General features: G+C 68.6%; 14 protein-coding genes. 3 read left to right on the top strand and 11 right to left on the bottom strand.

Annotated elements, in window-relative coordinates; genetic code table 11:
* Window positions 1-6: 6 nt before the first annotated feature.
* The 6 genes from MC380_RS17475 to MC380_RS17450 form a co-directional block, all read right to left on the bottom strand.
* Entirely contained in the window at window positions 7-372 is a 366-nt protein-coding gene (locus MC380_RS17475; RefSeq protein ID WP_242166390.1) for a cupin domain-containing protein, read from the bottom strand.
* On the bottom strand, window positions 369-1,613 hold the full coding sequence (locus MC380_RS17470) for an MFS transporter (protein ID WP_242166388.1): 1,245 nt from the start codon (window positions 1,611-1,613) through the stop codon (window positions 369-371). Before MC380_RS17470 ends, MC380_RS17475 begins: the two co-directional genes overlap by 4 nt.
* A 19-nt stretch (window positions 1,614-1,632) precedes the next feature.
* Window positions 1,633-2,073 (bottom strand): PaaI family thioesterase, encoded by a 441-nt coding sequence (locus MC380_RS17465; protein ID WP_242103060.1) that lies wholly within the window; start codon window positions 2,071-2,073, stop codon window positions 1,633-1,635.
* Entirely contained in the window at window positions 2,070-2,462 is a 393-nt protein-coding gene (locus MC380_RS17460) for a MarR family winged helix-turn-helix transcriptional regulator (RefSeq protein ID WP_242166386.1), read from the bottom strand. Before MC380_RS17460 ends, MC380_RS17465 begins: the two co-directional genes overlap by 4 nt.
* 123 nt (window positions 2,463-2,585) lie before the next feature.
* The gene (locus tag MC380_RS17455; RefSeq protein ID WP_242166384.1) at window positions 2,586-3,101 is read right to left on the bottom strand and encodes a DUF2938 domain-containing protein; all 516 of its coding nucleotides are present in this window, start codon (window positions 3,099-3,101) and stop codon (window positions 2,586-2,588) included.
* Window positions 3,101-5,293 carry a TonB-dependent receptor gene (locus tag MC380_RS17450; RefSeq protein ID WP_242166382.1) on the bottom strand — a complete coding sequence of 731 codons (2,193 nt, stop codon included), beginning with the start codon at window positions 5,291-5,293 and terminating at the stop codon, window positions 3,101-3,103. The genes MC380_RS17455 and MC380_RS17450 overlap by 1 nt, the downstream gene beginning before the upstream one ends.
* Window positions 5,294-5,370: 77 nt before the next feature.
* Here MC380_RS17450 and MC380_RS17445 point away from each other — a divergent pair, with 77 nt between their 5' ends.
* Together MC380_RS17445 and MC380_RS17440 are read left to right on the top strand one after the other, a co-directional pair.
* Complete coding sequence (locus MC380_RS17445; protein ID WP_242103064.1) at window positions 5,371-5,781, top strand: MerC domain-containing protein; 411 nt, start codon at window positions 5,371-5,373, stop codon at window positions 5,779-5,781.
* A gap of 232 nt (window positions 5,782-6,013) precedes the next feature.
* Window positions 6,014-6,193 (top strand): 30S ribosomal protein THX, encoded by a 180-nt coding sequence (locus MC380_RS17440; RefSeq protein WP_242166371.1) that lies wholly within the window; start codon window positions 6,014-6,016, stop codon window positions 6,191-6,193.
* Between the two features lie 90 nt (window positions 6,194-6,283).
* Here MC380_RS17440 and MC380_RS17435 read toward each other — a convergent pair whose 3' ends face one another.
* The 3 genes from MC380_RS17435 to MC380_RS17425 are packed head-to-tail and all read right to left on the bottom strand — an operon-like array spanning window position 6,284 to window position 8,984.
* Window positions 6,284-7,477 (bottom strand): dipeptidase, encoded by a 1,194-nt coding sequence (locus MC380_RS17435; protein ID WP_242166369.1) that lies wholly within the window; start codon window positions 7,475-7,477, stop codon window positions 6,284-6,286.
* A 60-nt stretch (window positions 7,478-7,537) separates the two neighbouring features.
* The gene (gene hutI / locus MC380_RS17430) at window positions 7,538-8,758 is read right to left on the bottom strand and encodes an imidazolonepropionase (protein WP_242166366.1); all 1,221 of its coding nucleotides are present in this window, start codon (window positions 8,756-8,758) and stop codon (window positions 7,538-7,540) included.
* Window positions 8,748-8,984, bottom strand: coding sequence for a hypothetical protein (locus MC380_RS17425; RefSeq protein ID WP_242166365.1), 237 nt, complete (start codon window positions 8,982-8,984; stop codon window positions 8,748-8,750). Before MC380_RS17425 ends, hutI begins: the two co-directional genes overlap by 11 nt.
* Window positions 8,985-9,046: 62 nt before the next feature.
* Here MC380_RS17425 and MC380_RS17420 point away from each other — a divergent pair, with 62 nt between their 5' ends.
* A complete protein-coding gene (locus tag MC380_RS17420; protein ID WP_242166362.1) occupies window positions 9,047-10,312 on the top strand; it encodes a formimidoylglutamate deiminase in 1,266 nt (421 codons plus the stop codon).
* A 168-nt stretch (window positions 10,313-10,480) separates the two neighbouring features.
* On the opposite strand, the gene MC380_RS17415 is transcribed toward MC380_RS17420, so the two are convergent.
* Together MC380_RS17415 and MC380_RS17410 are read right to left on the bottom strand one after the other, a co-directional pair.
* Window positions 10,481-10,996 carry a methylated-DNA--[protein]-cysteine S-methyltransferase gene (locus tag MC380_RS17415; RefSeq protein ID WP_242103070.1) on the bottom strand — a complete coding sequence of 172 codons (516 nt, stop codon included), beginning with the start codon at window positions 10,994-10,996 and terminating at the stop codon, window positions 10,481-10,483.
* On the bottom strand, window positions 10,996-12,549 hold the full coding sequence (locus MC380_RS17410) for a DNA-3-methyladenine glycosylase 2 (RefSeq protein ID WP_242103071.1): 1,554 nt from the start codon (window positions 12,547-12,549) through the stop codon (window positions 10,996-10,998). Before MC380_RS17410 ends, MC380_RS17415 begins: the two co-directional genes overlap by 1 nt.
* Between the last annotated feature and the right edge of the window lie 18 nt (window positions 12,550-12,567).

Genomic DNA, 12,567 nt, shown 5'->3' with positions numbered 1-12,567 from the left:
ACGCTGCTAGATCGTCCTGCGCGTCGCGGCCGTTGCCGGATCGCCGGTGTTGGGTGTGCCGGTCGGTTCGATCAGCAGCAAGTGCGCCTCCTCGTCCGCCACCGGGCGGTGCGCGGCGCCGCGCGGCACCACGAACAGCTGCCCGGGGCCGAGCCGGACGGTGCGATCTTCCAGTTCGATGCGGAGGTTGCCGTGCAGGACCAGGAACAGGTCGTCGGTGTCGTCGTGGCTGTGCCAGACGAACTCGCCCTTCACCTTCACCACCATGATGTCGTGGCCGTTGAACGTGGCGACCGTGCGCGGCTGCCAATGTTCGGAAAAGGTGGCGAGCTTGCGTCCGAGATCGATGGCTTCTTCCGGTGAGTCATTCATGCAGCCTCCGGGGCGATTCGTGCAGGGAACAGTCGGGCCTCGCGGATCGGCAGATTGGCCAGCGCGGCCAGCAGGGCCAGGGCGATGTCGGCGTACCACATCCAGCTGTAATCGCCGAAGCGTTCCATCGCAAGACCGCCAAGCCATGCGCCGAAGAAGCCGCCGACCTGGTGCGAGAGCAGCGTCAGGCCGAAGAGCGTGCCCAGGTAACGCGCGCCGAACAGCTTGCCGACCAGGCCCGCGGTTGGCGGCACTGTCGCCAGCCAGGTCAGGCCCAGCCCTGCGGCGAACGCATAGAACACCAGTGGCGTCGGCGGCGAGGCCAGGTACAGGACGATCAGCAGTGCACGGCTGGCATACATCAGCGCCAGCAGCGACTTCATCCGGTAGCGCTGCCCGAGCCAGCCGATTCCCAGGCTGCCCGCCACGTTGAACAGGCCGATCAGCGCCAGCGAGATCGCCGAGACCCGGTCCGACAACCCGCACAGCGCGATCTCGCTGGGCAGGTGCGTGACCAGGAAGGCGATGTGGAAGCCGCAGGTGAAGAACCCGATGTGCAGCATCCAGTAACTGCGGTCGCGCAACGCGATGTGCAACTGCTGACGGAGGCCGATGTCTGCAGATGCAGCAGCGACCGCTGCGGTATTCGTGGTGCGATGCTTGCGGCCGCGCAGCGGCCACGCCAGCGGCAGCGTGGCCAGTGCGGACACCGCCAGGGCCCACATGCCGGCAGCCCAGCCGAATGCCGCGATCATGGCCTGGGCGAACGGGGCGAACACGAACTGGCCGAACGATCCGCCCGCGTTGATGATGCCGGCGGTCATCGAGCGCTTCTCGGCCGGGACGCGCTGCGCCGCGGCGCCGATCAGCACCGAGAAGCTGCCCGCTCCCGCGCCTGCCGCACCGAGCAGGCCGAGGGTGAACACCAGGCCCCAGGGCGAGACCAGCATCGGCGTCAGCGCCATGCCCAGTACCAGCAACAGGCCGCCGGCGACCAGCACACGGCCAGGCCCGGTCTTGTCCGCCCAGGCGCCGAACAACGGCTGGACGATGCCCCACACCAGCTGCGCCACCGCCAGCGCGAAGCTGATCTCGACGATGCCGAGCGCGGTGTCGCGTGCGATCGGCTGCACGAACAGCCCCAGCGACTGGCGCACGCCCATGGTCACCATGAGGGTCAGCGTGGCGGCTGCGATCAGCAGCCAGGCATGTCGGTTGGCGGAGGGTGCGGTGGCGGACATGGGCATCAGGGTCGCAGGATCATGCGGTGGGCAGGATCTGGCAGGTCGACTGGCACAGCGCCAGCACGCGATCGTCGGGATCGCGGACGTCCGCCGCCAGGTGCAGCTGGTTGCGGGTGCGCTCCACCAGCCAGGCCTTGCAGCGGATGTGCGGCATGCCCGCAACGACAGGGCGCAGGTATTGGGTATTCAACGACGCGGTCGCGCTCGGCGGCGCGATCAGATAGGAGAACGGCCCCAGCGTATTGTCCAGCGCGGCGACTATGAAACCGCCCTGCATATGTCCCATCGGGTTGCGGTAGCGCGCCAGCACCGGAAAACGCGCGCTGAGCGACACGCCTTCCACGTACTCCACGAATTCGCCCTGCATGTCGGTCAGGCAGGGCGGTGGAATCTGCAGCGATGCGCCTTTGGGCAGCAGGCCACGGAGCATTTCGTCGATGTCGGGGCGCAGGTTCATGCCTTGTGATCCAGCCGCCTGATGGCCTCGTCGAGCTGCGCGTGCAGGCGCAATGTGCGCTGGCTCCCGAGCAGGGTTTCGATTTCGTCCTGCGCATCGCGCCACAGCGGCACGGCCTGCTTGAGTGCGCGGACGCCGGCAGCAGCCACGCGCAGCGGCCGCTGGCGTGCGTCTTCGCCGGCGACCTGCTCGACCCAGCCGCGGGCGATGAGCGGCTTGAGATCGCGGCTGAGGGTGGTGCGGTCCATGCCCAGCTCGCGGGCGAGCTCGCTCACGGTGCGCATATCGCGACCGATCCGCCGCAGGATCGAGTACTGATTGACGTTGATGTCGGCAGCGGCGAGCCGGCGGTCGTAGCGCTGGCTCATCAGCCGGGTCAGTTTGCGCATGCGGAAACAGGTGCAGGGACTGGTCTGGGGCGTGAGCTGGTCCATAGGTGCATATACACGTATTTTCCGACGCACGTCAACGATGTCGGCCCGGCACGTGGCCGCTGGATCAGGCAGCAGGCACTAGGCTGCGGCCGATGGGAAGAGCAGGGCGAGGCCGGCGAACGCGAGATACAGGCCGACCCCGAAGACGGTATGGGTCAGCAGGCTCTGCAGGCGGGCCCGGGGCGGGTGCGGTGTACGCGCAGCCGCGACTCCCGCGCCCATCGCCGGCTGCATCACGAACCAAGGGAACACGATCGTCAGCCAGCCGGTCGCCAGGCAGGCGATCAGCGTCGGCCGGCGTGCCCAGTCGGCGCCCATGACCGCCAGCAGCGCGGCGGCGAACACGATTCCGACCGCATAGTGGAAGACCCAGCCGATCGCGCGTTCGCCGCGGACCACGGGCGCCGCTGCGATGCGTTCGTGCGCGAACCTGCCGCTCCGCAGATGCCCGATCCAGCGCCCGGCCATCGACCAGTCGAGCGAAGCCCAGCCCAGCGCTCGCCGCAGCAGCAGCGCCCACAGGTCGACCACGACCGTGGCCCCGATCCCGGCGGCGATGCTGCGCGCGGCGAATTCCGCCAGCGCCGTCGCCATCAGAAGAACAGCCTGACCCCGGCGCTGATGTTGCGTCCCGGTAGCGGTGCGAGATCCTTCAGGAACGAGGTATGCGGACGCGCCTCTTCGTCCAGCAGGTTGCTGCCGTCGACGAACAACTCCCAGGCGTTGCCGCCGGGGGTGTCGAGATGCCAGGCAACGTTCGCGTTGACCAGCGTGTAGCCCGCGGTTTCGGATTCGAAGTCGGCCACATTGTCCTGGCGCGCATAGCGCACCGCGCCGGCACCCGCGCGCCAGTGCTCGCCTTCCCAACGCAACTCGCCGCCCACGCGCCAGGGTGCGATCCGCGGCAGGTTGCCCGACAGCGCGATCTCGGCCGTGTAGTCGTGGGTGTGATCATCGTGCGGCACCGAGAAGGCGACCTCGCGCGTGCCGTCGCCGGTCAGGCGTCCGCGCACCAGGTCGCCGAAGGCGCGCAGACTCCATTGGCCGGTGTCGTTGTCGAGGAAGGTCCACTGCAGCTCGGCTTCGGCGCCGGTAAAGCGCGCATCGCCCTGGTTCCAGACACGCGCCGGCGTGCCATCGTCCTCCACCCCGGTATCGGCCAGATAAACGAAGTCGGTGTAGTCCACCGCATAGACGGATGCGCCGATCTTGATCGGGCCGTGGTGCCAGTGCGCGCCGATCTCGGCGCGATTGGCGGTTTCCACATCCAGATCCGGATTGCCGAATTCGAAGCTCTGGGTGGCCACGTGCAGGCCGTTGGAATACAACTCCTCGGCGGTGGGCGAGCGCTGCGCGCGGTCGAGGCCGAAGGACAGATGCAGGTCCTCGCCCAGGTTCCAACGCGCAGATGCGGACAAACTGGTGGCGCTGAAATCGCGCGATGGTCCGATCGCCTCATCCGCATCGACGTCGACGCTGTTGCGGTCGTGGCGTGCGCCCAGCTCGAGGTCCACTGGTCCGAAGCTGCGCCTGCCCATCCAGAACAGGCCGATATCGCGCGACTGCGAGGCAGGCACGAAGGCTTCGTCGCCGATGGCGCGGAAGTCGCGGTCCGACGCCTGCAGCCCGAATGCGCCGTCCCAGCCGGCCCAGCCGCGATGCGCCAGTTCCACCCGCGCCTCGGTGCTGTCGTTGTCGAATACGGTGCCGACTTGCTGGCCTTCGTATTCGGTATGGGTGTATTCGTTGCGCGCCAGCTTCACCCGCAGCGTATCGAACGCGCCCAGTCCGTTCAGGCCGCCGCGCAGTTCGCTGCGGCGCTGATCCATGAGGATGTGCACGGGGCCTTCTTCTTCGGCTCCGGCTTCGGCCTCACCCTCCTCGTGTTCCTCGTGTTCGTGCGCATGTCCGGGCACGCCGTAGCGGGTGTTGAACAGGCTGGCGCCGACGCCCAGGAAGCCACGTTCGCCGACGTAGGACACGCCCAGCGCCCCGCTGTCGGTGCGCACGAAGCTGTTGGGCAGCACGCCATGGGCCTCTTCCTCTTCCTCGTGACCCTCTTCCTCGCCTTCTTCCTGTTCGCTGGCGCGCATTGCCGCGCTCTCGGCGTAACCCGGGATGTCGTAGTCGCCGGTTTCGCGATGCAACGCGTCGGCGTGGAACACGAAATGTCCGGAGGCGCTGGTGCCGTCGACGCGCACCATGCCGGTCTTCTCGCTGTTGACGCTGCCGGCGCGCAGTTCGGCGCGGCCCTCGAACGGATCTTCGGTGGCTGCCTCGGGAATGCGACCGTCGACGACGTTGACCGCGCCGCCGATGGCGCCGCTGCCGTAGAGCAGGGTGGAGGGGCCTTTGAGCACCTCGATCTGGTTGGCCAGGAACGGCTCGATCGAGACGGCATGGTCCACGCTCACCGTGGACACGTCGCCGGAGGACAGGCCGTCGCTGAGCACCTGCACGCGCGCGCCGTCCATGCCGCGGATGATCGGACGCCCGACGCCCGGCCCGAAGTACGAGGACTGCACGCCCGGCAGGCGGTTCACGGTTTCGCCCAGTGAATTGGCCTTGGCCTCGTCCAGACGTGCGCCGGCCAGCACCTCGACCGGCCGCGCCAGGTCCTCGGCCGTCTGCGGCAGCGGTGTGGCCCGGACCACGACGGCGGACAGGTCCTTGACCTCGTCATGGCGGGCATCCTCCTGGGCCAGTGCCGGCGCGGTGGCCAGGGCCAGGAGGATGGCGGCGGACAGTGGGCCGGGGCGGGAGAGAACGCAGGGGCGTACGGGCATCAGGCTTGGTCTTGTTGGATGAGTGATGTTATATTATTACCATTCCAGCGCACCTGCCCGTCAACAGCCCGGAAGTCATGCCCGACCTGCACCGCCACCACTGGCTCGATCGCTTCGGCGCCATGGGCTCGCTCATGTGCGCGCTGCACTGCGCGCTGCTGCCAGTCGTGATCGCGGCGCTGCCGTCGCTGGGGATTGCGAGTTGGCTGAGCGATGGCTTCGAGCGGGGCTTCGTGCTCTTCGCCACGCTGCTGGGCGTCTTCAGCCTGCTCTGGGGCTACCGGCGCCATCGTGTGGTGCGGGCACTGGGGCTGCTGCTGCCAGGACTGGCGATCCTGTGGCTGGGCGTGCTGTACCAGCCGTTGCACGAGACCGTGGTGCCTCACGCCGTGGCCATGACCCTGGGTGGAACCCTGGTCGGCCTGGGACATCTGGTGAATCTGCGGCTCAACCACGGCCACGTGCACGATGCTTCCTGCGCGCATTGATCCTTGCTGCGCACGGATCAATCCCAAAGTTCGCTGCGCGAACCTTGGTCCCGGCCATGCGCTGTCAAACCCTGCCCCTTCAGGGCGCCCCCGTACTAAGAGGGCTATAGGGCCGGCCCTGATGCACCGGGTATCCTGATGGGCCAACGCGGGCTCCAGCCCGGCTTTTCCTTTAGAATGCGCGCCTTTCCGCACCCGCGCGCGGATCCACAGATCGCAGGAGTACGACACCATGGGCAAGGGCGACCGCAAGACCGCCAAGGGCAAGCGCTACAACTCGAGCTACGGCAATGCCCGCTCGCATGTGGCCACCAAGGCCACCGGCAGCGCCAGCGCGCCGGTCGCAAAAAAGACCGCCGCCACCAAGGCGCCGGCCAAGAAGGTCGTGGCGAAGAAGGCGGCTGCCAGGTAAGCGCCCGGCCTTCGCCTTCGAACCGAAAAGCCCCGCTGATGCGGGGCTTTGTTTTTTCGGCATCCTGCGGGACCGCGCCCGCACCACGGGTCATTTCGCCCCGGCTTCGACTTCCGCCCACACACGTAGCAGGTTGCCGCCCAGGATCTTGCGGATGTCGGCGTCCTGGTATCCGCGCGCCTGCAGGCCCGCGACCAGGTGGGGGTAGTCGGCGACCGTCTTGAGTTCGCTCGCCAGTTCGCCACCAACGCCGTCGAAGTCCGAGCCGATGCCGACGTGGTCGACGCCCATCAGCTTCACGCCGTGATCAATCTGGTCGAGCACCTGGTCCAGCGTGCTGGTTCCCGGCGGATGCGCGGCTTCCCAGGCCTTGTCGAACGCCTCGCGCGATTCTTCCGGCTTACCCTGCGCCTTGAGCGCGGCATTGCGCCGGTCGAAATCGGCGACGGCGCGGAAACGCGCCTGGGTGGTGGCGGCGCTCGCCGGGTCGATGAACGCGGTGCCGAACGGCACCTGCACCACGCCGCCCTTGGCCGCTACGGCCTTGGCGATCTCGTCGCTGATGTTGCGCTCGAAATCGGGAGTGAAATGGCGGAACGCGGAATGACTAGCGATCACCGGCACGCGGCTCAGTGCGATCGCCTCCTTGGCCGAGGCATCGCCCAGATGCGAGACGTCGACCATGATCCCGAGCCGGTTCATTTCGCGCACCGCCTCGCGGCCGAATGGGCTGAGTCCGTTCCACTTTTTCTCCAGCGCGTACGACGAATCGGCCATGCGGTTGTTGGCGCTGTGGGCGAGGGTGATGTAACGCACGCCGCGGTCGAAGAAGAACTTCACGTTTTCCAGCTTGTCGCCGAGCGGGGCGCCGTTCTCCATGCCCAGGGGCAGCAGCACGCGGCCGCCCTGCGCGAGCAGGTCGGCATCGCCCGGTGAGGTGAGGATCGCGAACTTGTCGGGATGGCGCTGCACCAGGGCTTCCACGCCGTCGATCATCGCGTTGGCCACCTGCCAGGCGCTGCCGTCCTCGTCCTGCTTGGGCGAGGTGTAGATCGACATGAAGGCCACATCCAGGCCGCCGGCGCGCGCCTTGAAATAATCGAACTCGCGATCCTTGGCCTGGTTGCCGAGGTCGGCCCATTTCTCGGTGAGGATGCCTGGCGCATCGATATGGGTGTCGACGATCACCGCCTCCTGCGCGAGCCGCTGCGCGGCCTCGGGCGCCTGTGCGGCGAAGGCCGGGGAGCCCAGCAGGCAGGCGAGGGCGAGCATGGTGCGGAGCATGTGCGGTCCTTTCATCTGGTTCGCCCGCATTGTGCGACAAACCGCCGGGCCGCCGGAGAGCTAGGCGACGCGTTGGCCGGCGGCATAGACGCCGAGCGCCAGTTTTCCGCCCAGCCAGTAGCACAGTTCGGCCGGATGACGGATGCGCCAGTGCACGAAGTCGGCACGCAGGCCATGGCGCAGCACGCCGCGGTCGTGCAAACCCAGTGCGCGCGCGCCGTTGACCGTTGCGCCGCGCAGCGCTTCCTCCGGTGTGAGCCGGAAATGCGTGCAGGCCAGCTGCATCGCCTGGCGCAGCGACTGCAGCGGCGAGGTGCCGGGATTGCAGTCGGTGGCGACCGCGATCGGCACGCCCCGCGCATGGAATTCGGCCACCGGCGGCAGGGTGGTTTCGCGCAGGACATGGAACGCGCCGGGCAGCAGCACCGCGACGGTGCCGGCTTCGGCCATGGCGTGCACTCCGGCTTCCGAGGTGTACTCGACATGGTCTGCCGACAGGCCGCCGAATTCGGCCACCAGCGCCGCTCCGGCGCCGTCGCTCAACTGGTCGGCGTGGAGTTTGACCGGCAGCCCCAGTGCACGGGCGGCTTCGAACACGCGCCGCGTCTGCGCGGCGGTGAATCCGATGCGTTCGCAGAACGCATCCACCGCATCCACCAGTCCTTCGGCGTGCAGCCGCGGCAGCCATTCGACGACGGCATCGATGTAGCCGTCCGGATCGCCGGCGAACTCCGGCGGCAACGCATGCGCACCGAGGAAGGTGGTGCGCACGCCCACCTGCAGGCGCTCGCCCAGCTGGCGTGCGACCCGCAGCATCTTGCGTTCGTTGTCGAAGTCCAGGCCGTAGCCGGATTTGATCTCCACCGTGGTCACGCCATCGGCGATCAGCGCCTGCAGGCGAGGCGACGATTCCCTCGCCAGATCCGCTTCGCTCGCCGCGCGGGTGGCGCGCACGGTCGACACGATCCCGCCGCCGGAGCGTGCGATTTCCTCGTAGCTGGCACCTTGCAGGCGCTGTTCGAACTCGGCGGCGCGGTCGCCGGCAAACACCAGATGGGTATGGCAGTCGACCAGCCCCGGGGTAATCCAACCGTCGGTCTCGATCACCTCGTCGGCAAGCGACGCGGGCGCGCCTGGCAGTGCAGTGCGGGCGCCCACGAACGTGAAAACCCCGTCCTTCCAACCCAGCGCCGCGTTGTCGATCGCGCCGTAGCCCCCATCGCCATCCAGGGTGGCCAGCGAAGCGCCGAGGATCAGGCCGTCCCAGGGCTCAGTCGCCACCGCCGCCTCCATCGCCGCCGCCGCAATCGCCACCCGCGAACGAACCGCTGCAAACGTGCACACCATGTGCGCCGCCGTCAGTACCCGACACGATTGCCGGGCCGCTCGCGTCGCTGCTGCCGAATTCGTGGGCGTCGGCGCGTTCGACGTGGCGGCGCACGAGCAGCGCAAACACGCCTGCGGCCACGATCACCGCCACCACGACGCCAAGCAGACTCGTGTCCACGACGTATCCCATCCGGTTCCGACGCGGTAGCCTAGCGCATCCCACCGCGCAGCCGTGGCCGCATGTCCGAACATACGAACGCCGACGCCGCGAACAAGGCCGGGATAACGCGCGTGGCCGATGGCTGGCGCACGCCCGGCGTCGCCAACCTGCACTCGCATGCCTTCCAGCGCGCGATGGCGGGCCTGGCCGAACGCCAGACCCATCCTGAAGACAGCTTCTGGACCTGGCGCGAGACGATGTACCGGTTCGCCGCACGCTTCGATCCGGACACGCTGCACGCGGTGGCCGCGCAGCTGTACGTGGAGATGCTCGAAGCCGGTTACACCACGGTCTGCGAGTTCCATTACCTGCATCACGCGCCCGACGGCGGGCCGTATGCCGTGCCGACTGCGATGTCCGATGCGCTCATCGCCGCCGCACGCGAATCCGGCATCCGCCTGACCCTGCTGCCGGTGCTGTACATGAGCGGTGGTTTCGATGGGCGCGCGCTGTCCGATCGCCAGCAGCGCTTCGGCCACAATGTCGAGGGCTACCTGCGCCTGTTCGAAACCCTGCACGCGCACCAGGACGCCACGCTGCGCGTGGGATGCGCCCTGCACAGCCTGCGCGCGGTGCCGCGGGCCGCGATGCAGGCCGTGCTGGAGGCGCTGCCGCGTGATTGCCGGATCCATATCCACATCGCAGAGCAGGTGGGCGAAGTGCAGGATTGCATCGCCATCCGCAATGCGCGTCCGGTGGAATGGCTGCTGGCCAATGCGCAGGTCGATCCGCGCTGGACGCTGGTGCATGCGACCCATCTGGACGCTGCCGAGATCGCGGGGATCGCCAGTTCCGGCGCAACCGTGGCGATCTGCCCGACCACCGAAGCCAATCTCGGCGATGGCCTGTTCCCGCTGCGCGCGTTCCTGGATGCGGGAGGCGCATGGGGCATCGGTTCGGATTCGCACATCTCGGTCTCGCCGGTGGAAGAACTACGCTGGCTCGAGTACGGACAACGGCTGGCGACCCGGCACCGCAACGTCGCAGTGGCCGCCGATTCGCCCAGCGTGGGCGTGACCCTGCTGAGCGGCGTGGCGGGAAGCAGTGCGAATGCAACGGGATTCGGCGACACGGGCGATCACATCGTGCTCGATGCCACAGCCCCGCTTCTCGCGGGTGCAGCGCAGGCCGATGTCGCCGATCGCTGGATCTTCAGCGGCAACCGCAGCGTGGTGCGCGAAGTCAGCGTCGCGGGACAGACGGTCGTCAGCGCTGGCCGGCATCGCGACCACGAGCGCATCGCAGAACGCTATCGCAGCGCGATGTCGAAGTTGTTGTCGGCATAGCCAGATCCCTTCCGTAGGAGCGCCGCTTCGGCGCGACCAGGGTGCCTGGATAGCGGCCGCGCCGAACAGGTGCTCCTACGTGGGCGATACAGAACACCGAATGGCTGGGACGCAGGTCGGCCCTACGCGGCCGACGCTCGAGCGTCACGCGTCGGGGGCCGCCCCGACCTACCCGAACAGTTCGGCGGGCTCGCGCGGCAGCGCACCTTCCAATCGCAGCAGGAAGGCCTTCGTCGGCAGCCCGCCGCCGAAGCCGGTGAGCGCGCCGTCGGCGCCGATCACACGGTGGCAGGGCAGGACGATGGGAATCGGATTGCGGCCGTTGGCAGCGCCGACCGCGCGCACCGCTTCGGGCTTGCCGATGGACCTGGCCACATCGCGATAACTCCACGTGTCGCCATAGGGAATCCGGGCCAGCGTGCTCCAGACCTCGCGCTGGAACGGCGTGCCCAGCGGCGCAAGCGGCACATCGAAGCTGCGGCGTGTCCCGGCGAAGTACTCATCCAGCTGGCGTTGCGCGTCGCGTAGCACGGCGTTGTCGCCTTCATGCCAGTCCGCGTCGCGCCGCACCGGATGCCGGTTGCGTTGGAATTCGATCGCGACCAACGCATCGTCCGATGCGGCGAGCAACAGCGGGCCGACCGGGCTGTCGACATGGCGCCACGCGATCGCACGGGTTGCCATCACGCTGCTTCCCGGCGCTTCCTCGCGCCTTGCGCGGCGGCGCGTTCGCGCGGGGCGATCGGTACCGGCATGCTGTCGCGCCACAAGTGCAGCACCGCGTACGCGCGCCATGGGCGCCAGCGTTCCGCGTGCGCAGTCAGCGCCGCGGCGCTCATGCGCGACCCGTCGCCGGGCAGCGCCTTCTGCAGCACCAGATCATCGGCGGGGAAGGCGTCGGGATGGCCCATCGCCCGCAACGCGATGTAGTGCGCGGTCCAGGGTCCGATGCCGGGCAGGGCGGTCCAGCGCGCAACGAAATCCTCCAGCGTGCGATCGACCCGGAAGTCGACTGTGCCCTCGAGCACCGCGCGCGCCACCGTGCGCACGGTATCGGCGCGTGCGCGGGTCAGGCCGATCTGGGTCAGATCCGCGTCCGCCAGTACCTGCGGCGTGGGGAACAGGTGCTCGAGTCCGGGTGTCGACGGCGTCGGCAAGGTCTCGCCAAAGCGCTGCGCGATGCGCGCTGCGAACGTGCGCGCCGCGGCCACGCTCACCTGCTGGCCCAGGATCGCGCGCACCGCGATCTCGAATCCGTCCCAGCCGCTCGGAATCCGCAGGCCCGGACGCTGACGCAACAATGGCGCCAGGCGCGGATCAGGCGACAGCGCCGCGCCGATCGCATCCGGATCGGCATCCAGGTCGAACATGCGCCGCAGCCGGCCGACGATGTCGAGCAGCCGCGAGGCCTGCGCGGCGTGCAGCTCCAGCCGCAGCGCATGTTCGGTGCCGGCACGCGCATCGGGCCAGGCGCTGACTCGCAGCCACCCGGGCGGCGTGCCCCGCTCGCCCGCGATCACGCGTGCGTAGCTGTCGGCATCGACCACTTCCACGCCGGGCAGCGCGCGACCGCGCAGGAAGTCGAGCATCGCCGGGAAGTCGTACGGCGGCCGATAGCCCAGCCGCAGTACCAGGCTTTCGCCATCCTGGCGCACTTCGCCCACGGGACGCTTGCGCAGGTCGCGCGGCGCCATGCGATAGGCAGCCTGGAAGCTCGCGTTGAAACGGCGCACGCTGCCAAAACCGGAGGCAAGCGCGACTTCGGTGATCGGCAGCGCCGTTTCGGTCAGCAGCTGCTTGGCGAACAGCAGGCGGCGCGTCCCCTGCACCGCAATCGGCGGCGCGCCCACGCGCTCCACGAACAGCCGACGCAACTGGCGTTCGCCCACATTGACCCGGTCGGCGAGCGCGGACAGCGGATGCTCATCCAGGAAGCCCTGGTCGATCAGCTTGAGCGCGCGTGCCAGGACCGCATCGCCGCGCCGCCACGCGCCGTCGGCGGGGGAGAGTTCGGGCCGGCAGCGCAGGCAGGGCCGGTAACCGTCTGCTTCGGCCGCCGCGGCGGTCACGTAATAGCGGACCCGCTTCGCCCAGGGCGCGGGGCACACGGGGCGGCAGTAGATGCGGGTGCTGTGCACCGCAGTAAAGAACACGCCGTCGAAGCGCGGATCGCGGCTCAGCCGCGCCTGTTCGCAGACGTGGGCGTCGGGCAAGGCGGTGACCGGATCGGAAATCATGGGGTCAGCCTAGCACCG

Origin of the sequence: Lysobacter sp. M15 (genome assembly GCF_022662515.1) — a bacterium.
Classification (GTDB): domain Bacteria; phylum Pseudomonadota; class Gammaproteobacteria; order Xanthomonadales; family Xanthomonadaceae; genus JAKPBU01.
The sequence above is the reverse complement of the archived record's forward strand: the minus strand, read 5'-3'. Positions and strand labels throughout refer to the sequence as shown.

What these genes read in the sequence shown, in the direction of transcription:
- MC380_RS17475 (WP_242166390.1), bottom strand. Translation starts at nt 372, where the DNA reads ATGAATGACTCACCGGAAGAAGCCATCGATCTCGGACGCAAGCTCGCC.
- MC380_RS17470 (WP_242166388.1), bottom strand. Translation starts at nt 1,613, where the DNA reads ATGTCCGCCACCGCACCCTCCGCCAACCGACATGCCTGGCTGCTGATC.
- MC380_RS17465 (WP_242103060.1), bottom strand. Translation starts at nt 2,073, where the DNA reads ATGAACCTGCGCCCCGACATCGACGAAATGCTCCGTGGCCTGCTGCCC.
- MC380_RS17460 (WP_242166386.1), bottom strand. Translation starts at nt 2,462, where the DNA reads ATGCGCAAACTGACCCGGCTGATGAGCCAGCGCTACGACCGCCGGCTC.
- MC380_RS17455 (WP_242166384.1), bottom strand. Translation starts at nt 3,101, where the DNA reads ATGGCGACGGCGCTGGCGGAATTCGCCGCGCGCAGCATCGCCGCCGGG.
- MC380_RS17450 (WP_242166382.1), bottom strand. Translation starts at nt 5,293, where the DNA reads ATGCCCGTACGCCCCTGCGTTCTCTCCCGCCCCGGCCCACTGTCCGCC.
- MC380_RS17445 (WP_242103064.1), top strand. Translation starts at nt 5,371, where the DNA reads ATGCCCGACCTGCACCGCCACCACTGGCTCGATCGCTTCGGCGCCATG.
- MC380_RS17440 (WP_242166371.1), top strand. Translation starts at nt 6,014, where the DNA reads ATGGGCAAGGGCGACCGCAAGACCGCCAAGGGCAAGCGCTACAACTCG.
- MC380_RS17435 (WP_242166369.1), bottom strand. Translation starts at nt 7,477, where the DNA reads ATGCTCCGCACCATGCTCGCCCTCGCCTGCCTGCTGGGCTCCCCGGCC.
- MC380_RS17420 (WP_242166362.1), top strand. Translation starts at nt 9,047, where the DNA reads ATGTCCGAACATACGAACGCCGACGCCGCGAACAAGGCCGGGATAACG.
- MC380_RS17415 (WP_242103070.1), bottom strand. Translation starts at nt 10,996, where the DNA reads ATGGCAACCCGTGCGATCGCGTGGCGCCATGTCGACAGCCCGGTCGGC.
- MC380_RS17410 (WP_242103071.1), bottom strand. Translation starts at nt 12,549, where the DNA reads ATGATTTCCGATCCGGTCACCGCCTTGCCCGACGCCCACGTCTGCGAA.